A 21,716-nucleotide genomic window follows, 5' to 3' on the forward strand; every position below is an offset into this window, starting at 1 on the left:
CGCCCGGGCGCGCGCGGCCGCCGCCGCGCCGGGACCTCATGGCCCATGCGCGCACGGACTCCATGGCGAGAACGCCGCTGTCTCCGGCGGCCGCGGCGGCTATAATCGCTCCGGCCTCGTCATGACCTCCGCCGCGCCGTGGCCCCAGCCGCCACCTGCCGACCCAGCCAGCGGCGCCGCGGCGTCGCTGCGCGTCCTGTTCGTCGAGGACGACCCGGACGACGTCGAGCTCGAGGTGCGGGCGCTGCGCGGCGCCGGGATCGAGTGCGCCTGGGATCGCGTCGACACCGCCGAGGACTTCGTGGCGCGTCTGAGCGATGGCCACGACTACGATGTCGTCGTCTCCGACTACCGGCTGCCGATCTTCGACGGCCTCAGCGCCCTGCGCCTGCTGCGCGAGCGCCGTCCCGATCTGCCGTTCATCCTCGTCTCGGGAGCGCTCGGCGAGGAAGCGGCCATCGAGACGCTGAAGCTCGGCGCCACCGATTACGTGCTCAAGGACCACCTCGAGCGGCTGGCGCCGGTGGTGCGGCGCGCCCTGCACGATGCCGAGGAACGCCGCCAGCGCGAACGCGCGGAGGCCGCCCTGCGCGATTCGGAGGCGCGCTACCGCTCGCTGGTGGACGGCGCGCCCGACGTCATCCTGACCCTCGGCGCCGACGACACCTTCACGTCGCTCAACCCGGCCTTCGAACACGTGCTCGGCCATCGCTGCGCCGACTGGATCGACCGCTCGTACGCCGAGCTGCTGCGGGCCGAGGATCTCCCCGCCGCGGCCGCGGCCCTGGCGCGGGTGCGGCGCGGCGAGGCGGTGCGCGGCGCCGCCGTCCGCCTGCGCCACGCCAGCGGCGGCGAGCGCATCGTCGAGCTGACCCTGTCGCCGGACGGCCGCCCGGAAAACGAGGGCCGCATCCTCGGCGTCGCCCGCGACATCACCACCCGCGCCCGCGCCGAGGCCCGCACCCGGGCGCTGATCGAAATCGGCAAGGAGCTGAGCGGCGCGCGCGACCTGCAGCAGACCCTCGGCGCCGTCTGTCCGCGCATCGCCGAGGTCACCCCCTGCGACATCGTGCTGATCGTCGGCGACGCCGCCGGCGGGCGGGTCGGGCACGTGATCGCGCAGTGCGGGCTGGCCGCGGACGTCCTCGCGATGGCCCGCGATCGCCGCTTCGACCAGCGCGGCCCCTACAGCACGGCGCTGCGCCAGGGCACGTTGATCCTCCACCGCGCCGCCGGCGTCGGACCGTCGCCGGCTCTCGAGCTCGCCGGCATCGAACGCGCCGTGGTCGCCGCGGTCCACTGGCAGGGACGCTACTTCGGCGGCCTGGTGCTGGCGCAGCGCGCCGACGTGGCCTTCGACGCCGATCAGGTCGCCTTCGCCGAAGCGCTGGCGCACCAGATCGGCGCCGCGCTCGACGCCGCCGACCTGCGCAACGCCGAGCGCGAGGAAGGCGAGGTCGCCGGCGCCCTGGCCCGCATCGGCCAGGATCTGATCTCGTCGATCGATCTGCCGGTGCTGCTCGATCTCCTGTGCCGCATCACCACCGACGTGCTGCAGTGCGAGGTCGCCTACACCCTGCTCTACCGCGAGGAGGAGGAGGTCTTCGTGCCGGTCGCCAACTTCGGCTACTCGCCCGAGCGCTGGGAGGTGGTGCGGGCGCTGCGCGTGCCGCGCCGCCTCGTCGCGGGGTTGGCGGAGCCGATCGAGCGCGACAACATCCTGCACGCCACCGCCGACGACGCGGCACGCGCCAACCCGGAGCTGGTGACCCTCTACGACGTGCGCGAGATCCTCGCCATCGGCCTGCGCCGCGGCGGCCAACTGGTCGGCGTGCACGTCGCCGCCCAGCGCACGCCCGGCCGGACGTTCGGGCCGCGGCAGTACCGCATCGCCACCGGCCTGGCGCAACTGGCGTCGCTGGCGCTCGAGAACGCGCGCCTGTTCGAGAAGCTCGAGGGCGCGAACCAGCTCAAGGCCGTGTTCCTCGCCACCATGTCGCACGAGCTGCGCACGCCGCTCAACGTCATCATCGGCTACACGGAGCTGCTGCTCGACGAGGTCTTCGGTCGCCTCACCCCCGAGCAGACGGCGAGCCTCGACCGCGTCGGCACCAGCGCCCGCGAGCTGCTCGAGCTGATCAGCGCCACGCTCGACATCAGCCGCCTGGAAACCGGCCGCGCGGCGCTGACGCTGCAGGAGATCCGGCCGGCGGCACTGCTGCGGGAGATCGAAGACGAGACCGCGGCGGTGCGCGACAAGCCCGGCGTCGCCTCGGTGTGGGAGGTGCCCGACGATCTGCCCACCGTGTACAGCGACGCCGTCAAGCTGAAGGTGCTGCTGAAGAACCTGATCAACAACGCCTACAAGTTCACCGACGCCGGCAGCGTCACGGTGCGCGCGGCGGCGCGCCAGAACGGGCTCGAGCTGCGGGTCACCGACACCGGGATCGGCATGACGCCGGCCGTTCAGGCGATCATCTTCGAGCCGTTCCGCCAGGGGGACGGCTCCTCCACCCGGCGCCACGGCGGCGTGGGTCTCGGTCTCTACATCGTCTCGCGCCTGCTCGACATGCTCGGCGGCCACATCGAGGTCGAGAGCGCCCCCGGCGCCGGCTCGACCTTCCGCGTCTGGGTCCCCCGCGACGCCCTGCGGCCGGCGCAGTTGGCGCCGCCGGCGAACCCGCTCACCCCGCCAGCGGCAGGGTGAACCAGAAGGTCGAGCCGCGGCCGAGCGTGCTGTCGACGCCGATCGCGCCGCCCATCTGTTCCACCAGCCGCCGGCAGATGGCCAGGCCGAGGCCGCTGCCGCCATGCGATCGGGTCGCCGCCGCGGCCTGCGAGAAGGGCTGGAACAGGCGCGGGATCTCGTCGCGCGCGATGCCGCAGCCGCTGTCGGCCACCGTCCAGCGCAGGCGCGCGCCGGCGGCATCCCGCTCGACCGCGATCGCCACCTGCACGGCGCCGCGCTCGGTGAACTTGATCGCGTTGCCGACGAGGTTGCCGACCACCTGCGCCAGGCGGTCCGGGTCGGCGACGACGATCGCCGGCACGCCGTCGCCGATCGCCGGCGCCAGGGTGACCGGCTTGGCCGCCGCGGCGGAGGCGTGCGGCGCCAGCGTCTGCTCGAGCCACGGCCGCAGCGCGAACGGGCGCGGCCGCAGATCGACGACGCCGGCGTCCATCTTCGAGAAGTCGAGCAGGTCGTTGATCAGGGCGTGCAACTGCCCCGCGGCGCGCTTGATGGTGGCGACGAAATCGCGCTGCTCGTCGCTCACCGCGACGTCGAGCGCCATGTCGGCCATGCCGAAGATGATGTTCACCGGCGTCCGCAGATCGTGGCTGACGCTGGCGACGAAGTCGCGGCGGGCGTGGCTCGCCGCCTCCGCCGCTTCCTTCGCCGCCTTCAGCTCCTCGCGCGCCTCGAACAGGCCGCGCCGCTGGCGATCGCCGAAGACCGCCCCGGCCACCGAGAGCCCGCACAGGGACAGCATGCCGGTGATCAGGATGCCGGCATCGACGGAGGCGGACACGGTGGTCGTCAGGCCGACCAGCAGGCCGGCGCTGCCGACGGCGGCGACCGCGAGCTGCGGACCGCCGCCGAGCGGGAAGGCGGTGAGGAAGCCGATGACGATGTACAGGTTGCCGAGCGCCAGCACCTCGGCCTCGCCGCCACCGAGGATGTGGTAGGTGCTGGTGTTGACGACCAGGAGGACCCCGACCAGCGTCGTCAGCGTCACCACCAGCGCCGGCGGCGCGTCGGGTCGCCGCCGCGTCAGCCACACCGCCAGGGCGCAGTACAGCGCCCCCAGCGTGTAGATGATGCCGTAGAGCCACAACCGCTGCGGCGCGTGCCAGAGCTCGAACATCGCCACCCCGGCATAGGTGACGAGGAACGCCGCGACGGCGAATGGCAGATGCCGGCACACCATGCGGGCACGGTCGCTCGCGTAGCGCGCGCCGATGTCGGCGGCGGCGAGCACCGCCGCGGTCGGACGGCCCGCGGCGGTCGCCGGCGCGCGCTCCACCGCGCGCGCGTGGCTCAACGGCATCGATACCCCGGCCAAGCAGGAACCCCCGTGACGCGCGCGCCCCGATGATGACGAAGGGCGCGAACGAGGCCGACGCTACCACGCACGTCACCGAGCAGGAACCGCGAATGGCTCCACAGCGAAACGCACGTCGCCCGGCATGCGGCGCCGCCGTCGCGTCCGCCGCGCCGTGCGGCTCGCTCGCGCCGCCGTCGCGGGCGCCTTGCACGGCACGGGAAAATTCCGCGCCGGGCTGTTCGCACCCGTGCAACGCGCGCCGGGACTCCGGGGCCGCACGGCGCGTCACCGTGGTCCCGGCATGCCTGGCATGCGCCTTGGATTTCCGTTGTGTCACGACACCAACGCAGTTGGTGCGGCCCCGGCCGCGCCACCGGACGCGTGCCGCGGCCCGCCGACGAGAAAGGAGGGCGAGATGGACCCCAAGAGCACGGTTCCGGTACCGAGGAGCGCCGCCCTGCGAGCGCGCGATCCCTTCGCGGCGTTGCGGCGCGAGATGAACGAGCTGTTCGAGGGCTTCTTCCCGAGCAGCGGCGACAACGGCGGGGTCGGCGAGTTCATGCCGCGCATCGACGTCAAGGAGACGGACGGCGAGGTGCGGGTGAGCGCCGAGCTGCCGGGAATCGACGAGAAGGAGGTCGAGATCTCGGTCGACGGCGACCTGCTGACCATCAAGGGCGAGAAAAAGGAGGAGAAGGAGGAGAAGGGCGAGGAGTACTATCGCCTGGAGCGCTCCTACGGCAGCTTCCGCCGCAGCGTGACGTTGCCCTGCCCGGTCGACGTCGACAAGGCGACGGCGAGCGCCGCCAAGGGCGTCTTCACGGTCGTGCTGCCGAAGTCGGCGGCGGCGAAGAAGAAGACGATCGCGGTGAAGGCGGCGTAGCCCGCCGCGTCAGCTCGGCCACGCGAGTGGGGAGGCGCTGCGCGCGACGACGCGCCGCGCACCTGGCCCGTGATCCGGCCGGGGCCGCTGCCGCGGCCCCCGGCCGGGCGAGTCGACAGCCTGCGGGCGCCGCTCGACCGGTCACGTCATCAGCGCCGGCACCGTCGCCCAGTCCTCCGCATCGTGGCCGAAGATCAGGCGCGCCCCGGCGGCGCGCAACGCCCGCAGGCGCAGCAGCGCGGCGCGCATCGCCTCGGGGTCGTCGGCGATCGACGGCAGGTGCAACGTTTCCAGCGTGCGGCGGAGGTAGCAGGCGTCGGCGGTGAGGATCACGTCGCCGGAATCGAGGCGCAGCCGCAGCGACTGGTGCCCCGGCGTGTGCCCGTGGGTCGGCAGGCAGACGATGCGGCCGTCGCCGAAGACGTCGTGCTCGCCGTCCACCAGCAGCACGTCATGCCCGTGGTCGTAGTCGTGCGGGAAGTAGTGCTGGCGCGCGATCTGATCCGGATCGTGCCCGGCCGCCCATTCGCGCCGCTGCACGAGCAGGCGCGCGTTCGGGATCTGCGCGTTGCCGCCGCTGTGATCGAAGTGGAGGTGCGAATTGATCAGCAGGCGCACCCGCGTGGCCTCGATGCCGATGGCCGCGAGTCGCGCCGCCACCTCTTCGCCGGGCGCGAACTGCACGTCGAAGACGTTCGACACCACCCCCAGCCGCCCCGCCGGATCACGCTGCGTCTGCGGATGCAGTCCGCTGTCGAACAGCACCACGCCCCGCGGATGCTCGATCACGAAGCAGGGAACGGGAACCCGCAGGCGCCCCGGCTCGCCAGCGAGAAACCCGCCCATCGGCCCGTCCAGCCATCCGCAGGTCAGCGCATGCAAACGCATCGGCGTCCTCCCATGCCGCTCGCCGCGCCGCCGTGGGGGATCACGGGACGGATCACGGCTCGAGCAGGACCTTGAGCGCGCCGCGCGCCGCGGCGAGGCGCAATGCCTCGGCGCCGTCGCGCAACGGCCGCCGGGCGGTGATCAGCGGGCGCACGTCCACCGTCCCGCGCGCCAGCGCATCGAGCGCCGGCGCGAACGGACCGCAGCGCGAGCCGACGACGGTGATCTCGTCGACCACCACCGGCGCCAGGTCGAGCGGGGCCGCGTGCGCGACCGTGCTCTTCAGCACCAGCGTGCCGCGCGGCCGGGTCGCGGCGATGGCCTGGGCCATCCCCTCGGCTCGGCCGGTCGCCTCGACGACGACCTCGACCTGCGCGCGGTTCCACTCTTCGGCGGTCGCGGTCGCGATGCCGCGCCGGCGCAGGATCGCCAGCTTGTCGGGATGGCGGCCAACCGCCAGAACCTGCGCGCCCGCCGCGGCCAGCACCTGCGCCACGAGCAGCCCGAGCTTGCCGTCGCCCAGGACGACGCAGCGCGCCCGCGCCGCCGCCGGCACCTGCTCGAGGATCTCGCAGGCCGCGGCGAGCGGTTCGCAGAACACCGCCGCGTCGTCCGGCACGCCGTCCGGCACCGCGTGCAGGTTGGCGACCGGCACCGCGACGTATTCGGCGAAGGCGCCGTCGGCGCCGAGGATCCCCATCACCGTCCGGCTCGGACAGTGGCGCCGGAGTCCCGCGACGCAGGTCTCGCACCGCCCGCACGCGAAGTTGATCTCGCCCACCACGCGGCGGCCGCGCCAGGCGTCGGGGCCGTCGACGACGACGCCGACGAGCTCGTGGCCGAGCACGCCGCGGAAACCCATGTAGCCGCGCGTCAGCTCGAGATCCGTGTTGCAGATGCCGGCCAGGGTCACGCGCACCACGGCCGTGTCGGCGCCCGGCACGGGCTCCGGGTGCTGCACGACGGCGGCCGTGGCGCCGTCCCACCGCAGGGCGCGCATGGAGCCGTCAGTCTCAGCTTTGCCGTCGCGCCGCAACCCGCGCCAGCTCGGCGCCGCCCCGCGCGAGCGGGCGGCGGGGATCCGCGTGTATCGGCGCTGCCCGTCCTCGGAACACCGATGGACACCGACCCCTCCCCGCCGCCTCCCGATGCACACCGATCCGCCCCGCCACCGCCGCCGAAGCGAGGGCATCCGCGTTCATTGGCGGGGGGGAGCGGCGGGGATCCGTGTTCATCTGTGTTCCCCGGCTGTGTTCCCCGGCTCGAGGAACACCGATGGACACCGACCCCACGCCGCCGCCTCCCGATGAACACCGATCCGCCCCGCCACCGCCGCCGAAGCAAGGGATCCGTGTTCATTGGCGGGGGGAGCGGCGGGGATCCGCGTTCATCTGTGTTCCTCGAGCCGAGGAACACCGATGGACACCGACCCCCGCCGCGGTCACGGATCGAGGTTCACCAGCTCGCCGGTCGCGAGGTCGAGGCGGCGGTAGTAGCAGTTGCGGGGCTGACCCTGGGCGTTCTTGGTGTGGCAGATGCCGCCGCGGCGTGGGCGGACGAGGTAGAGGAGGGAATTCTGCTCGCAGTTCACCCGCACCTCGAGCAGGTCGAAGGTCTCGCCCGACGTCTTGCCCTTCTCCCACAGCTCGTTGCGCGAGGTGCTCCAGAACACCGCCGTGCGCTGGGCGATGCTGGCGCGCAGCGCCTGCTCGTTGGCGTAGGCGACGAGGATGACCTCGCCGGTGTCGGCGTTCTGCACGGCCACCGGCAGGATGTCCGGGCAGGCCGTGGTGGCCTTGAGCAGCTTGCGGAAATCCAGCGTCAGGGCGCGGCCTTCTTCGAGCTCGTTCATCCGGGGAGGTAAACCACAGCGCCCGGCGGAGCACCACAGCGGACCGGACGGATTGAATCGTCGAAGGAGGAAACGGCATCGCCGAGACGGCGGAGAACCCCGGCGCGGTGGTCCTCGGCCGGCGGCTGTGGTTTGTTCCGCCGAATGGACCGCTCCGCCACCCTGCGCCGGGCGCGCGACCTGCTGGCGCCGCGGCGCGAACGGTTGCCGGCGGCGGCGCGGGCGGTCGACCTGCTGGAGCGCGACCTGCTGCCGCGCTCGGCGGGGGGCGATGCCTATCTGGTGGTCGGCATCGTCGGCCCCAACAACGCCGGCAAATCGGCGCTGTTCAACGCCCTCGTCGGCCGCTCGCTGAGCCCGTCGCTGCCCACCGGCGGCGCCACCAGGCGGCTGGTCGGCGCCGCCCACCCGGCGCTGCTGGCGCGGCTGCGCGACGAGCCCACCCTGGCCCGTTTTCGCCTGCAACCGTTCCCGAACGACGTCGCCGACGCGCCGCTGCAGCCCACCGCGGATCCCGCCGCGCTGCTCCTCGCCACGGAGGCGGCGCTGCCCCAGGGCCTGCTGCTGATCGACACGCCGGACTTCGACAGCGTGCTCGAGGACAACCGCATCGCCAGCGAATCGCTGCTGGCCGTCGCCGATCTCGTGGTCGCGGTGGTCACCCGGCACTCCTACCAGAACCTCGCCGTCGTCCGCTTCCTCGAACGCTGGCTGCGGCACGGCCGGCCGTGGATGCTGGTGTACAACGAAGCCGGCGACGCCGCGGTCGCGGCCGCCCACGCCGCCAAGCTCGCCGCCGACGTCGGCACGCCGCCGCTCGCCGCCTTTTGGGCGCCGCACAGCCTGGCGGTGCAACGCGGCGAGGCGCCCCTGGATCCGGCGCCGCTCGCCGGACCGGAGCCGGGGCGGCCGTTGCAGGCGCTGCTGTTCGACGTCGCCGCCATCGCCGAGGTGAAGACGCGCGCCCTCGACGCCGCCCTCGCCCGCCTGCGCGACGCGGTCGGCGAGACCGCGGCCGCGCTGGACGACGACGCGCGACGCGCCGGCGCCGTGCTGCAGGCGGCCGAGGCGCGCGCCATCGAGGCGGGGATGCGGGTCGCCGCCGCCGCCATGCCGGCGCGCCCCTTCGTCGACGCCTTCCGCACCGTGCTCGACCGCCGCAGCAACCCGCTCAGCCGCAGTTGGCGCACCACCCTGCGCCACATCCGCCTCGGCCTCGAGAGCCTGCCGCGCCGCCTGCGCGGCGATCGCCCGCACCCGGAGCAGGCGGCCGGCACGCTGGTCGCGATCGAACGCGACGAGCTCGCCGCCGCCTGGCCGCTCTACTGGGAGGAGCTGGTGCGCGACCTCGGCGCCGAGGCGCGCCACCCGGCGCGGCAGACGGCGACGCCGGCGGTGCGGGCGCGCCTCGACGCCGACCTCGCGGAGGGGCGCCGTTCCGCCGCCTTCGACGAAGGCGTCGGCGCGCTGGCGATGCGCGACGCCGAGGTCGCCGAGTTCCAGCGCGCCTGCGAGCACCTGGTCGAGCGCGCCATCGAGGACCGCGGCTTCGAGCTCGACATCCAGGCCGCCGCCGACCTCGCCACCCTGGTGCCGATCGCGCTCGCCGCGGCGGTGATCGTCAACACCGGCGGTCTCGGCTCCGACCTCGCCGCCGTGGGCGGCGGCGCCGTCGGCACCTTCCTGTTCGAGAAGTACGCGCACGTGCTCGGCCGCGGCATCATGGCCGACGCGCGGCGGCGCTGGACGGAGGTGCGCGGCCGCCAACTGGCGCACAGCCTGGTGGATGCCGCGCTGACCACCACCGCGCCGTACGTCCGCGCCGGCATCGCCGACGACACGGCCCTGGCGGCGCGGCTGCGGGAGCTGGCGATTTGAACCGCGGCGCGCCGCGGAGCAGACAGAGACGATGACCGACCTGGGCGTGAAGCTCGAATCCCTGCGCCGCCACCTCCACGCGCAGGTGGAGGTCGTGGCAGGGCTGCGCGCGGTGCGCGATCGGCGGCCCGAGCTGGACGCTCTGCTCGCCGATCTCGATCGCCAGATCGCGCGCGTCCAGCGCGCCGCCGTGATCACGCTGGTGGGCGCCACCGGCGCCGGCAAGTCGACGCTGCTCAACGCGCTGGCGGGACGACCCATCGCGCTCGAAGGCGTCGACCGGCCGACGACCCGCCAGCCGGTGATCTACGCGCCGCTCGACGCCGACGTCGACGAGCTCGCCGCCGACGCCACGGTGGTGCGCTACGACGCCGCCGGTGGACCGTGGACGGCGCAGGTGCTGGTCGACGCGCCGGACCTGAACAGCATCGACGCCGCGCATCGCGCCACCGTCACCGCGCTCGCCGAACGCAGCGACGTCCTGGTGGTCGTCCTGCACCGCCAGTCGGTGCTCGAAGCCGCGTCGGTGTCGTTCGTCGACGCCTTCGCCGGCCGCCGCCACCTGTTGTTCGCCCTCAACCGCGCCGACGAGCTGACGCCCGAGGCGCGCGACGCCCTGCTCGCCCAGGTGCGGCGGCTCGCCGCCGACCGCTGGCACGCCGCCGCCGCGCCGGTGCTGGCGCTCAGCGCCCGCGCGGCGCAGACGCAGCCGCGCGCCGAGGGCTGGGCCGCGTTCTGCGACGCGCTGCGGGAGCTGGCGCGCGACCATGCCATCGGCGGCGTGCGCCGGCTCAACGCCCTCGGCACGGCGGCGCGGCTCGGCGGCCTGTTCGCCGCCGCCGCCGCCGACGCCGCCGCGGATCTGGCCGCGCTGCCGGTCGACGCCGCCGCCGGGCTCGACGCCCTCGGCGAGCGCTGCGCCGCCGACGTCGCCGAGCGCCTGGCGCTGCGCCGCGCCGATCTCCGCCTGCTGCTGTGGGGCGAAGCGGCGCGGCGCTGGGACGGACCCGGCGGCTGGGCCCTGCGCAGCGGCGGCCTCAGCGGGTTGGGACTGGGCGCCGGCGCGGCGATCGCGGCGCGCCATCCGCTGCTCGCCGCCGGCACCGCCGCCGGCGCGCTGGCCGCGGATCAGGTGCAGCGCGTGCTGCGCGAGCAACGCGTCGGCGACGCGGCGGCGCTGCTGCCGAGCGAGGGCGAATTCACGGCCTGGTTCACCGCGGCGTTGTCGCCGGCGCGGGTGCGGGTCGCCCGCCTCGCCGGCGCGCCCGACGCGCTCGGCCTGCCCAGCCCCGACGCCGCGCGCGCCGTCGCCGGCAGCGCCGTCGAAGACGCCTGGGCGCGCCTCGTCCAGCGCGAGCTGCCCGCCGCCGCGGAGCGCAGCGCGCTGCGCTACCTGCGTTGGCTGCTCGACCTGCCGGTGTACGCGCTCGGCGTCTGGGTGCTCTTCCAGGTGGCGCGGGGATTCATCGACGGCGCCTATGTCGGCTTCGATTTTCTCGTCAACGCGGCGCTGCTCCTCGCCGCGTACCTGTTCGCCGTCCGCTTCGCCGTCCGGCGCGGCCTCGCCTGGCGCGCCCGCCGCCTGCTCGACGACGTCATCCTCCGCACCCGCCGCGCCCTCGGCACCCAGGCCGATGCCACCCGCACCGCCGTGCAGGCGGCCGTCGCGCTGCAACAGGCGACGTTGCAGGAGCTGAGCGCCCTCGATGCCAACTGGCGCGCCGCCCTGAGCGCCTGAACACCGCCCGGCCGCGCGGGAGCGCGGCCCTCCAGGTCACACGCCCGCGCTCCCGCGCGACCCTCGCAGCGCCTACCACCACTCCAGCGACGTCATCTCGCCCTGGAAGGGCCAGCGCGCTGGATGTTCGACCAACCCGTGCCGGACGGGGTTCCAGCGCACGTACCGCCATTTCTCGTCGTAGCCGGCATCCGAACGGAGCTGGGTGTCCCAGCAGTCGCGCTGCCAGAGCGGGCGGGCGACGTCAGCCCGCCATCGGCGCGTCGCCATCGCCTTCCAGAACCGCACCCAGGCCACGACCGCGACATCGTCGCGCGGCGCGCAGAACAGGTGCACGTGATCGGGCATCAGGACGTAGCGTCCGACCGCCCAGCTCGCGGCGCGACGCCACGCGTCGCACAGGATCGCCGCGGCTTCGTGATTCGCCAGGAGCGGCCGGCGACGATCCGTGCAGACCGTCACGAGCAGGATGACCGGCCTGCCAATCCGTTCAATCGGCGACGGATGCGCCGGCGTTCGCCGCGACCTCATGGTCGCCTCTGCCGCCATCCGGCCCCCGGGCGCAATCGCCGCCATGCACCGATTCACCGCCTGGAGGGCCGCGCTCCCGCGCGGCCGTGCGACGCCGGGGGATCACCACCCGCTCCCATGCCCGGCGAACAGTGACATGGCCGCGCGGGAGCGCGGCCCTCCAGGCGGTGCCTTCCCGGGGCCGGGCTGTGGTAGGAGGAGCGCATGGCTGATCTCGTCATTCGCGGCGGTACGGTCGTGGACGGCACCGGCGCGCCGCCGCGCGAAGCGGACGTCGTGATCGACGGCGACCGCATCACCGCCATCGGCCGGCACGACGGCAGCGCCGGCGAGGTGATCGACGCCAAGGGCCTGCTGGTGACCCCCGGCTTCGTCGACATCCACACCCACCTCGACGCCCAGATCACCTGGGACCCGCTCGGCGTCCCCTCGTGCCTGCACGGCGTCACGTCGGTGGTGGTCGGGAACTGCGGCGTCGGCTTCGCGCCCTGCAAGCCGAGCGACCGCGAATACCTGATGTACCTCATGGAGGGCGTCGAGGACGTGCCCGCCGCCGCGCTGCGGGCCGGCCTGCGCTGGACCTGGGAGACCTTCCCCGAGTACCTCGACGCCCTGGCGCGGCAGCCGCTCGGGCTGAACGTCGGCGCCCACATCAGCCACGCGCCGCTGCGCGTCTGGGCGATGGGCGAGCGCGGCGCCACCGACGCCGAGCCGAACGAGGCCGAGCTGGCGGCGATGCGCGAGGCGGTCGCCGAGGCGCTGCGCGCCGGCGCCCTCGGCTTCGCCACCGGGCGCACGACGATGCACCGCACCCCGTCGTGGGACCCGGTGCCCGGCACCTTCGCCAGCCGGCGCGAGCTGGCGGCCCTCGGCGGCGCCCTCGCCGAGGAGGGCCGTGGCGTCTTCGAGCTCGTGCCCTACGGCGGCGCCGGCGAGGACGCGCGCGGCGTGGCGAGCGAGTTCGAGTGGATGACGCCGCTGGGGCGCGACATCCACCGGCCGATCAGCCTGGCGCTGATCCAGAACCTCGCCTATCCCGACGGCTGGCGCGAAGCCCTCGCGCTCGCCGAGCAGGCGACGCGGCAGGGCGCCCGCATCGTGCCGCAGACGGCGGTGCGCGCGGTCGGCGTGCTGATGGGCTTCGGCATCGCCATCAATCCGCTGGCGCTCTACCCGGCGGCCGCCGAGCTGATCGGGCTCGACCGCGCGGCGGCGGTGGCGCGCCTGCGCGACCCCGCGGTGCGCGGCCAGCTCCTCGACAGCGTCCGCGAGCACAGCGGCGACATCCTCGGCGGCATGGCGCGCCTCGAGCACGTCTTCCCGCTCACCGGCGACGGCGTCCGCGGCTACGAGACGACACCCGAACGCAGCCTGGTCGCCCTGGCGCGGGCGCAGGGCGTCGCGCCGCTGGCGCTGCTGCTCGATCTCATCGTCGCCCACGAGGGCCGCAACTTCTTCCTCGTGCCGCTCTTCAATCCCGACCTCGAGGCCGCCGGCGCGATGCTGGCGCACCCGCTCACCACCATCGGCCTCGGCGACGCCGGCGCCCACACGACGCAGACCTCCGACGCCAGCTACGCGACGTTCGCCCTCGCCTACTGGGTGCGCGAGCGCCGGCTGATGCCGCTCGAGCGCATGGTGCACAAGCTGACCGCGCAGCTCGCGACGCTGTGGGGCATCGCCGACCGCGGCGTGCTGCGCCCGGGCGCCCACGCCGACCTCAACGTGATCGACTTCGACCGCCTCGACCTCCGCCTGCCCGAGGTCCGCCACGACCTCCCGGCCGGCGCCGCCGCCCTCGTCCAGGACGCCACCGGCTACGTCGCCACCATCGTCAACGGCACCGTGCTGATGCGCGACGGCCAGCACACGGGGGCGTACCCGGGGGTGGTGCTGAGAGGATGACCGGCGTTCCCGGTCACGTCGGCGCCGTCGCCCCTTCGCGATGAACCTCTGCAACCAGTGCGGCGCCTGCTGCCGCACCATCGCGCTCGATCAGTCGCCGGAGGAGGTGCGGGCGCTGGGGACGCTGACGGCGGTGCTGGGCATCCCCTCCGACCACACCTTCGCGGCCGCCCACTGGCGGCCGCTGACGCGCCGGGAGGCGCTGGCGGCGAACCCGTTCTACGTCGCGCGCCTGCCGGAGACGAAGCACTTCTACGCCTGCGACCAGCTCGCCGCCGACGGCCGCTGCCTGGCGCACGCGACGCGCCCGCTGGTCTGCCGCGGCTACCCCTGGTACGACCAGCCGGTGCGCGACATGCCGCTCCCCGATCCGCTGTGCGGCTACGTCTACGAGCAGGTCCGCGACTTCGTCATCCGGCGCGACGATCTGTGACCGCGGCGGGACACGGCGGCTCATCACCGCCGGCGCCGCGTGGTCAGTCCCGTCTGTAGATGGTGACGACGGCGGCGCCGCCCAGACCGAGGTTGTGCTGCAGGCCGACCCTGGCGCCCGGCACCTGGCGGGCCTCGGCTTCGCCGCGCAACTGCCACACCAGCTCGGCGCACTGGCCGAGGCCGGTGGCGCCGATCGGGTGTCCCTTCGAGATCAGGCCGCCGCTCGGATTGACCACCCAACGGCCGCCGTACGTGGTGGCGCCGGAGTCGATGAGCTCGGCGCCCTCGCCGGGGGCGCAGAGACCGAGCCCCTCGTAGGTGATGAGCTCGTTGGTCGAGAAGCAGTCGTGCAGCTCGATCACGTCCACGTTCTCGGGCCCGAGGCCGGACTGTTCGTAGGCGCGGCGGGCGACGGCGCGCGTCAGGTCGGCGCCGACCATCGCGATGTCGCCGTCGGAGAACGTGCTGCCGAAGTCCGTCGCCATGGCCTGGGCGGCGATCTCGACGGCGCGGCCGGCGAGCCCGTGCTCGCGCACGAAGCGCTCGCTCGCCACCACCGCGGCGGCGGCGCCGCTCGACGTCGGGCAGCTCTGCAGCAGGGTGAGCGGCGGGTACAGGGCGGGCGACGCCATCACCTCCTCGAGGCTGAACGCCTTGCGAAACTGGGCGCGCGGATTGTTCACCGAGTGCCTGTGGTTCTTCACCGCGACGCGGGCGAACGACTCGGCGCGGGTGCCGTAGCGCTGCATGTGCTCGCGGCCGGCGTTGCCGAACATCTGCGCCGTGATCAGGGCGTCGTGGCTGCCGTGGCGCGCGGTCATCGCCGCCATGTGGCGATCGAGCGGGTAGGCGCGGTCGGTGTACGGCACGTACTTGCCGCCCACCTTCTCGAAGCCGACCGCGAGCGCGCAGTCCGCCATGCCGGCGGCGACGGCGTTGCGCGCCACCAGCAGCGCCGTCGAGCCGGTGGCGCAGGCGTTGTTGACGTTCACCACCGGCACGCCGGTGTGGCCCAGCTCGTAGACGGCGCGCTGTCCGGCGGTGGTGTCGCCGAAGCAGTATCCCGCCGCGACGTGCTGGATGCGGTCATAGGTCACGCCGGCGTCGCGCAGCGCCTGCGTCCCCGCCTCGCGCACCATGTCCGGATAATCCCAGTCGGGCCGCGTCGACGGCTTCACGAAGTCGGTCATGCCGACGCCGATGACGAATACGCGCTCTGCCATGATCTGCTCTCCGCTTCAGCAGGAGTGAAGCGGAACGCGTAGCGTCGGCACGGCGGCACGGTCAAGCAGACGCGGATCAACGCCGATCCGCGCCGACGGACGCCGACGCTGCATCGCGATCAGCCGCCATCGGTGTCTTCCGTGGCCATCGGTGTCGCCGGTGTCTCAGAACCCGAACTCCACCAGGCTGGGCTGCGCCGCGGCGTAGCGCACCGCGAACTCGAGCTGGGCCGCGCTCTGGGCATGGATCTCGAACAGCGGCTCACCGCGGCTGACGATGTCGCCGACGGCGCGCAGGAGGCGGACGCCGGCGGCCGGATTGGCCGGGGCGCCGGCGCACTTGGCGACGCGGGCGATCTGCCAGCAGTCGATGTGGCGCACCCGCCCGTCGGCGGGCGCCGGCACCACCTGCTGGAAGAGCGCCGGCGGCAGCGGCGGACGCGCCCCCTGGGTGGCGACGATGCGCTCGAAGGCCTGCAGCGCGGCGCCGCCGTCGAGCGCCTGCTGGGCGGCGCGGTAGCCGGCCGTGGCCGCAACGGTGCCGGTCATCTCGAGCAGGCGGGCCGCCAGGTAGAGCGACTTCTCGCGCAGGTCGGCGGGCGCCTCTGGCTCGCGCCGCAGCACCGCCAAAACGTCGAGCGCCTCCAGGCGCGGGCCGATGCCGCGGCCGATCGGGCCGCGCGTCTCGGTGATGACCACCTCGAGGCGCAGCCCGATCGCCTCGGCGACGACGCCGAACAGCTCGCGCAGGCGCGCCGCCTCGTGCCAGCTCCGCACCTTGGCGGTCGGACCGACGGGGATGTCGATCAGCACGTGCGTCGCGCCGACCGTCTTCTTCTTCGCCAGGATGGAGGCGACCATCTGCGCCTCGGTGTCGAGCTCCATCGGCCGCTCGACGGTGATGAGGATGTCGTCGGCCGGCGCCAGCCCGAGGGCGCCGCCCCAGGCGATGCAGGCGCCGGCGCCGCGCACCACGTCGTACAGGCGCTGCGGCTCCAGCGACACCTCGGCCAGCGTCGCCATGGTGTCGGCCGTGCCGGCCGGGCTGGTGATCGCCCGCGACGAGGTCTTCGGCACCAGCAGGCCGAGCGCGGCGAGGATCGGCACCACCACCATGGTGGTGCGGTTGCCGGGCACGCCGCCGATGCAGTGCTTGTCGGCGATCGGCCCGGGCCCGAAATCGAGCGCCGTGCCGCTGCCGATCATGGCGCGCGTGTAGGCGACGATCTCCTCGCCATCGAGCTCGCGCAGGGCGCAGGCGAGAACGAACATCGACAGCTCGACCTTCGAATAGCGGCGCTCGGTGACGTCGGCGAGGATGGCGCGGAACGCCGCTTCGTCGAGACGGCGTCCCTGCAGCTTGCCGCGCACCAGGTCGACGCTGGCCGGCGCCGGCGACTGCGTCGCGTGGACGGCGGCGCCGGCCGGCAGGCCGAGGTCGCGCGCCGCGTCCTCGGAGAGGCCGATCTCGTCGGCGGCGATCATCGCGTCGCGGCAGAAGTTGAGCACGCCGACCACCTGCCGGGGCGCGACGCCCGGCGCCGGCATGGCCTCGACGACGCGGACGCGATCGAGCGGCCGGAAGCCGAGGTGCCCGGTCAGCACCGCCTGCTCGTGAATGAAGATCACGTGCTCGCTGAGCGTGTCGATGGCAAGCGGCCGGATTCGGAACATGGGGAATCGCCGTCGGCGGCGGACCACGGATTACATGGATTTCACCCGCGGGAGAAACCCGCCGCCGCGGGGAGTCGTGTTCCGCGCCCCTGCCCTCGTCCGCGCCGGCCGCCGGCCGGACGGGGCTCGGGCAGCGCGTCGCGCGCCTCAGCGCAGCGCGGCGGCGAGCAGCGGCGCGGTCGGGATGGCGTTGGTCGGATGCGGGATGGTGTCGCAGGAGACGATCCGCCGCACCCCGGCGGCGCGGATGCGGCGCAGGGCGCCGGCGGCGAAGATGGCGTGGACGACGGCGACGTCGATGCGCGCCACGCCGGCGCGGCGCAGGGCGCGGGCGGCGGCGGCGAGGGTGGCGCCGCTGCTGGCGATGTCGTCGATCACCACCGCGCGGCGGCAGGCCGGCAGCGGCGGCAGGGTGAGGCGGACGCGGCGGGCGCCGAGCCGCTCCTTCTCGCCGACCACCCAGGCGACGCCGGCGCGGCGGGCGACGGCGCGCACCCACGGCGCCGATTCGGCGTCCGGCCCGACGAGCAGCGCCCCGGGCGCCGCGGCGGCCACCCACGCGGCGAGGGCGGGCGCCGCCGGCAGCGAGCGCGCGGCGCCGGGGATCACCTCCGACAGGCGGCGGACGCGGTGCAGGTGCGCCTCGACGGTCAGCACGCGCTCGAAGAGGCCGCCGAGCAGGGCGCCGACGATGCGCTGCGACACCGGCTCGCCGGCGGCGAACACGCGATCCTGCCGCATGTACGGCAGGTAGGGCGCGACCAGCGTGAGGCGGCGGGCGCCGGCGTGGCGCAGCGCATCGGCGGCGAGGATGACCTCGACCAGCTTGGCGTTCGGGTCGTGCAGCGAGCGCACGAGCACCGCATCGGCGCCGCGGCGATGGGCGACGCGCACCAGGCTCTCGCCGTCCGGGAAGTGGCTGAGCGCCACCGGCCGCAGCGGCCGGCGCAGCCGCGCCGCCAGGTGGCGCGCCAGGGCGAGCGAATCGGCGAACGCGTGGATCATCCCTCGCCCCTCCTGCGCACGCGGCAATCTCTGGCGCATTTCTTGACGCGGCGAAAGCCACACGCAATGGAGTCGCGATGCGCCGTGCCCTCGCTGCCGTCATGTTGCTCGCGCTGCACGCGCCCACCGCGTCGGCGCAACAGGACGTCGGCGGCCAGATCCAGCACGCGCTCCAGCTCGTGGAATCGGCGGTCGAGCAGTCGCTCGCCCGGGCGCTGCCGTTGCCGGCGCCGTCGGCCGGCGTGTCGTACTCGTTCGATGCCGCGACCGGCAATTTCCAGCGCGATCCCTCGACCTTCGGGCAGGTCTATCTCGAGCGCGCCGACCCACTCGGCCGCGGGCGGGTCAACGTCTCGCTCATGTACCAGTACGTGAACCTCGCCAAGATCGACGGCTACGACAGCGGCGACCTGCGCACCGCCGATCCGATCCCGATTCCGGACGCGCTGGCGGCGGTCGCGCTGCCGAGCCTCAGCTTCTCGGCCAACGTGCAGCAGGTGCTCCTCGCGGCGTCGTACGGCATCACCGACGCGCTCGAGGCGAGCCTGGCGGTGCCGATCGTGTACAGCCACATCGCCATCGACGCGCCGGTGAGCGGCGCCGCGGTGACGCCGGGTGGCGAGCTGGTGCTGATCGACGAGCGCGTCAGCATGGCCAGCAACGACGTCGGCGTCGGCGACGTCTTCCTGCGCGGCAAGTACCGCCTGGCGGATCTGTCCGACGTCCATCTCGCCGCCGGTCTGCTGCTGCGCCTGCCCGCGGGCGACGTCGACCAGTTGCAGGGCATCGGCTTCGTCGAGCTGACGCCCGCCTTCATCGCCTCCACCCGCGTCTTCCAGCCCGCGCCCTGGGCGCGTCTGCAGGGGCACTTCAACGGCGCCATCGCGATCGACACCGAGGACGTCGGCAACAGCGAGGCGCGTTGGGGGTTCGGCTTCGACTGGGGCGTCACCGAGTCGCTCACCGCCGGCATCGCCCTGCTGGCGCAGAACCAGTTCGCGGGCGTCGCCCCGGCGGGCACGTTCACCATCCCGCGCTGCCAGTCCGACCTCGTCACCTGCGCCACCAACCCGGCGGTGCGGATGGGCACGCAACAGCTCTACGGCCTGTCCACCACCCGGCCCGACTACTACGACTTCGCGATCGGCGGCCGCGGCGCGCTGTGGCGGGATACCATCTTCGCCTTCGCGAACGTGGCCATCCCGCTCAACGACGGCTTCGTGCGCACCGACCCGATCCCGCTGGTGGGCCTGGAAGCGACGTTCTGATCGCGGCGGCGCGCGGCCGCTACGAACGGCGGACGCCGCGCATCAGCCAGCGGCCGTCCTGGCGGACGACGATGGTGCTGAGGCGCACCTCGAGCTCGACGTCCTTGTCGCTGTTGCGGTCGCGGAAGACGTCGCGACGGGTGAAGGTGACCACGCCCTCGTCGCCGTCGAGCAGCACGTCGACGTCGCCGATCGTCACCCGCAGATCGTCGGCGGAGGCGAAGTAGCGGTCGAAGCCGGCGCGCTGCTCGTCGGTGAGGCTGACGTGCACCGCCGCCACGGCCTCGATGTCCTTCTTCTCGAGCGCCGCGCGGTAGGCCTCGAGCAGCGCCGTCACCTCCGCGCTGGCGTCGTCCGCCCACGCCACGCCGCCGCCCGGCCAGCGCCGCCACGAGGTGCGCTCGCGGCCCGGCGGCGCCTGGCTCTCCGGCGCCTCGCCGAAGGTGTCGGCGAGACGGCGGTAGCCGTCGAGCGTCTCGCGCGTGCGCTGCGCGAACAGCGTCGCCTCCTGCTCGGGCGAGAGGTGGACGCCGAGGGCGGCGATCACCGACGAGGCGAGTTGGTTCTGCAGCTCGATCAGCTCGTCGGGCGAGCCGCGGACGCTGTCGGAGGCATCGAGCAGGCCGGTCGAGATGTCGACGACGCGCACGTCGAGCAGCACCTCGCCGTTCTGCATCGCCAGCGAGCCCGAGATCATCTTCTGGATGCCGAGCGTCTCCGCCACCTCGATCTCGGTGAGGCCGCGCCGCTGGCGCAGGAAGTCGATCTTCTCGCGCGAGAAGACGCGCAGGTGGCCGACCTTGCTGAGCAGCGTGTTGAGGCCGTCGCGGGTGGTGTCCTGCATCCACGGCGGCACCTCGCCCAGCGCGCTCACGCCGGTGACGCCGACGGTGACCGTTTCGCCCTCGGCCGCCGCCGGCGCGGCCTGCGAGCGGACCGCGCTCGAGACCGCCGGCGGCGCGGCCCACCAGCCGGCGCGCTGGCCGACCACCGCGCCGGCGAGGATCAGCGCCACGGCCACCCCCGCCAGCGCCAGCGCGCGCGGCCGGCGCGCCGCCGCGGCCGGCGCCGGCCCGTCGGTCGCGGCGCCGGCGACGTCGAACGCGTACACCCGCATCTTGCCGCGGATGTTCTTCAGCGACTTGGCGCCGAGGTCGCGCACGGGCACCTTCACGCGGTTGCGGACGGCGCGGTAGACATCCTCGGAGACCGTGATGCCGCCCGGCGGCGCGATCGCCTGGATGCGGGCGGCGACGTTGACACTGTCGCCGAGGATCTCCATCCCGGAGCGGACGACGTCGCCGAGATGGATGCCGATACGGATGCGGACGCGCTCGCCGTCGGCTCCGCCGGCGGCGAGGTCGCGCTGGATCTCGATCGCCGCCTGCACGGCGTCGACGGCGCTGTCGAACAGGGCGACGAAGCAGTCGCCGACGAAGACGTCGAGCGTCCCGCCATGGCGCGGCACGACCACCGCGAAGACGTCGCGAATGCGCATCAGCGCGTCGACCGCCCGCGACTCGTCCTCGCCCATCAGCCGGCTGAAGCCGGTCATGTCGGCGAGCAGCACGCCGTGCAGTCGCCGCGAGCCGCCGGTCGGGTCCGCCATCGGCGGATGGTAGCGGGATCGCGCGCGGATTCAACGTCCGTAGCGCCGGTCGGTGGTCACGCGCGCAGCGGGTTGTGCACCTCGATGCCGGCGAACTGCAGAAAGTCGACGTCGGTGGTGTAGATGCGCCGGACGCCGTGCTCGCGCATCAGGACGACGGTGCGGACGTCGAAGAAGAGCTTGCCGCTCGGATGGACCAGGTCGTCGAGAACGGCGTCCGGGGTCGTCCAGTGGTCCGGCCCGGCCTGCAGCCGGTGCAGATGCGCCACCGCCAGCAGCGGGCGCACGAAGGCCAGCGCCTCGCGCCACGTCAACGGGGTCGGGAAACCTCGGGATGGGTGCTGACGCGCAGGAGCTCGTAGACGATGCCGTCGGTGAGGTGCCAGGAATCGCCCGTCCGGCCGACCTGAGCGAGAAAGGCCCGCGCCGCCGCGTGCTCGGCGCTGTCCCGATTGGCGGCGTAGAGCAGCAGGTCGGTGTCGATGCCCCCCGCCCGACGATCAGGAATCGATCAACGCCTCGAGCGCATTGCGGTCGCCGAGATTCACCCCGGACGACCGATCGCGCAGCTCGGCAGGACCAACTCCGGACCGCGGCGCTGCCGGCGCCGCTGCAGGCCCTCGGCCAGCAGCTCGTTCACCACCTCGGACAATTGGCGCCCCTCGCGCCGCGCCGGTTCGCGCACCCCCGCCATGCAGCCGTCCTCGAGCACCAGCGTCGTCCGCTTCATGCACCTGGGCGTACCGAGGCAGCGGACCTACGTCCAGACGCCGCGCGGCAC

The 21,716-nt window shown here is 73.9% G+C and carries 18 protein-coding genes; 7 read left to right on the forward strand and 11 right to left on the reverse strand.

The features are described 5' to 3' along the window. Positions 1-121 precede the first annotated feature (121 nt). Positions 122-2,707, forward strand: coding sequence for a PAS domain S-box protein (locus KF840_25580; protein MBX3028276.1), 2,586 nt, complete (start codon positions 122-124; stop codon positions 2,705-2,707). Here the strand turns inward: KF840_25580 and KF840_25585 are convergent. Next, positions 2,685-4,049, reverse strand: a complete 1,365-nt coding sequence (locus tag KF840_25585; GenBank protein MBX3028277.1) for a hypothetical protein — start codon at positions 4,047-4,049, stop codon at positions 2,685-2,687. The two genes, KF840_25580 and KF840_25585, sit on opposite strands and share 23 nt — an antisense overlap. A gap of 412 nt (positions 4,050-4,461) precedes the next feature. Here KF840_25585 and KF840_25590 point away from each other — a divergent pair, with 412 nt between their 5' ends. After that, positions 4,462-4,929 carry an Hsp20/alpha crystallin family protein gene (locus KF840_25590; protein MBX3028278.1) on the forward strand — a complete coding sequence of 156 codons (468 nt, stop codon included), beginning with the start codon at positions 4,462-4,464 and terminating at the stop codon, positions 4,927-4,929. Positions 4,930-5,070: 141 nt separating this feature from the next. On the opposite strand, the gene KF840_25595 is transcribed toward KF840_25590, so the two are convergent. From KF840_25595 to KF840_25605, 3 genes are all read right to left on the reverse strand, one after another. Beyond that, entirely contained in the window at positions 5,071-5,817 is a 747-nt protein-coding gene (locus KF840_25595; protein MBX3028279.1) for an N-acyl homoserine lactonase family protein, read from the reverse strand. Positions 5,818-5,869: 52 nt separating this feature from the next. After that, positions 5,870-6,817 (reverse strand): alcohol dehydrogenase catalytic domain-containing protein, encoded by a 948-nt coding sequence (locus tag KF840_25600; GenBank protein MBX3028280.1) that lies wholly within the window; start codon positions 6,815-6,817, stop codon positions 5,870-5,872. Positions 6,818-7,258: 441 nt separating this feature from the next. Next, positions 7,259-7,669, reverse strand: coding sequence for a phosphoribosyl-AMP cyclohydrolase (locus tag KF840_25605; GenBank protein MBX3028281.1), 411 nt, complete (start codon positions 7,667-7,669; stop codon positions 7,259-7,261). 144 nt (positions 7,670-7,813) lie between these two features. Between KF840_25605 and KF840_25610 the strand changes: the two genes are divergently transcribed. Beyond that, positions 7,814-9,547, forward strand: a complete 1,734-nt coding sequence (locus tag KF840_25610; protein ID MBX3028282.1) for a 50S ribosome-binding GTPase — start codon at positions 7,814-7,816, stop codon at positions 9,545-9,547. A gap of 31 nt (positions 9,548-9,578) precedes the next feature. Further along, positions 9,579-11,285 (forward strand): 50S ribosome-binding GTPase, encoded by a 1,707-nt coding sequence (locus KF840_25615; protein ID MBX3028283.1) that lies wholly within the window; start codon positions 9,579-9,581, stop codon positions 11,283-11,285. A gap of 72 nt (positions 11,286-11,357) precedes the next feature. Here KF840_25615 and KF840_25620 read toward each other — a convergent pair whose 3' ends face one another. Beyond that, positions 11,358-11,861: a transposase gene (locus KF840_25620; GenBank protein ID MBX3028284.1), complete on the reverse strand. Its 504-nt coding sequence runs from the start codon at positions 11,859-11,861 to the stop codon at positions 11,358-11,360. 159 nt (positions 11,862-12,020) lie between these two features. Here KF840_25620 and KF840_25625 point away from each other — a divergent pair, with 159 nt between their 5' ends. Together KF840_25625 and KF840_25630 are read left to right on the forward strand one after the other, a co-directional pair. After that, positions 12,021-13,721 carry an amidohydrolase family protein gene (locus tag KF840_25625; GenBank protein MBX3028285.1) on the forward strand — a complete coding sequence of 567 codons (1,701 nt, stop codon included), beginning with the start codon at positions 12,021-12,023 and terminating at the stop codon, positions 13,719-13,721. 40 nt (positions 13,722-13,761) lie between these two features. Beyond that, entirely contained in the window at positions 13,762-14,154 is a 393-nt protein-coding gene (locus KF840_25630; protein MBX3028286.1) for a YkgJ family cysteine cluster protein, read from the forward strand. 43 nt (positions 14,155-14,197) lie between these two features. On the opposite strand, the gene KF840_25635 is transcribed toward KF840_25630, so the two are convergent. From KF840_25635 to KF840_25645, 3 genes are all read right to left on the reverse strand, one after another. Beyond that, on the reverse strand, positions 14,198-15,379 hold the full coding sequence (locus tag KF840_25635; GenBank protein ID MBX3028287.1) for a lipid-transfer protein: 1,182 nt from the start codon (positions 15,377-15,379) through the stop codon (positions 14,198-14,200). A gap of 165 nt (positions 15,380-15,544) precedes the next feature. Further along, positions 15,545-17,053, reverse strand: a complete 1,509-nt coding sequence (locus KF840_25640) for a thymidine phosphorylase family protein (protein MBX3028288.1) — start codon at positions 17,051-17,053, stop codon at positions 15,545-15,547. A 147-nt stretch (positions 17,054-17,200) separates the two neighbouring features. Further along, complete coding sequence (locus KF840_25645) at positions 17,201-18,097, reverse strand: ribose-phosphate diphosphokinase (GenBank protein MBX3028289.1); 897 nt, start codon at positions 18,095-18,097, stop codon at positions 17,201-17,203. A 38-nt stretch (positions 18,098-18,135) separates the two neighbouring features. On the opposite strand from KF840_25645, the gene KF840_25650 reads away from it, so the two are divergent. Then, positions 18,136-19,326 (forward strand): hypothetical protein, encoded by a 1,191-nt coding sequence (locus tag KF840_25650; protein MBX3028290.1) that lies wholly within the window; start codon positions 18,136-18,138, stop codon positions 19,324-19,326. Between the two features lie 19 nt (positions 19,327-19,345). On the opposite strand, the gene KF840_25655 is transcribed toward KF840_25650, so the two are convergent. From KF840_25655 to KF840_25665, 3 genes are all read right to left on the reverse strand, one after another. Next, the gene (locus KF840_25655; GenBank protein ID MBX3028291.1) at positions 19,346-20,935 is read right to left on the reverse strand and encodes a hypothetical protein; all 1,590 of its coding nucleotides are present in this window, start codon (positions 20,933-20,935) and stop codon (positions 19,346-19,348) included. A 56-nt stretch (positions 20,936-20,991) separates the two neighbouring features. Beyond that, a complete protein-coding gene (locus tag KF840_25660; protein ID MBX3028292.1) occupies positions 20,992-21,249 on the reverse strand; it encodes a hypothetical protein in 258 nt (85 codons plus the stop codon). Positions 21,250-21,479: 230 nt separating this feature from the next. Then, positions 21,480-21,665 carry a hypothetical protein gene (locus KF840_25665; GenBank protein ID MBX3028293.1) on the reverse strand — a complete coding sequence of 62 codons (186 nt, stop codon included), beginning with the start codon at positions 21,663-21,665 and terminating at the stop codon, positions 21,480-21,482. Positions 21,666-21,716 lie beyond the last annotated feature (51 nt).

The sequence above is a fragment of the bacterium genome, assembly GCA_019637795.1.
Lineage (GTDB): Bacteria > Desulfobacterota > Binatia > HRBIN30 > CADEER01 > JAHBUY01.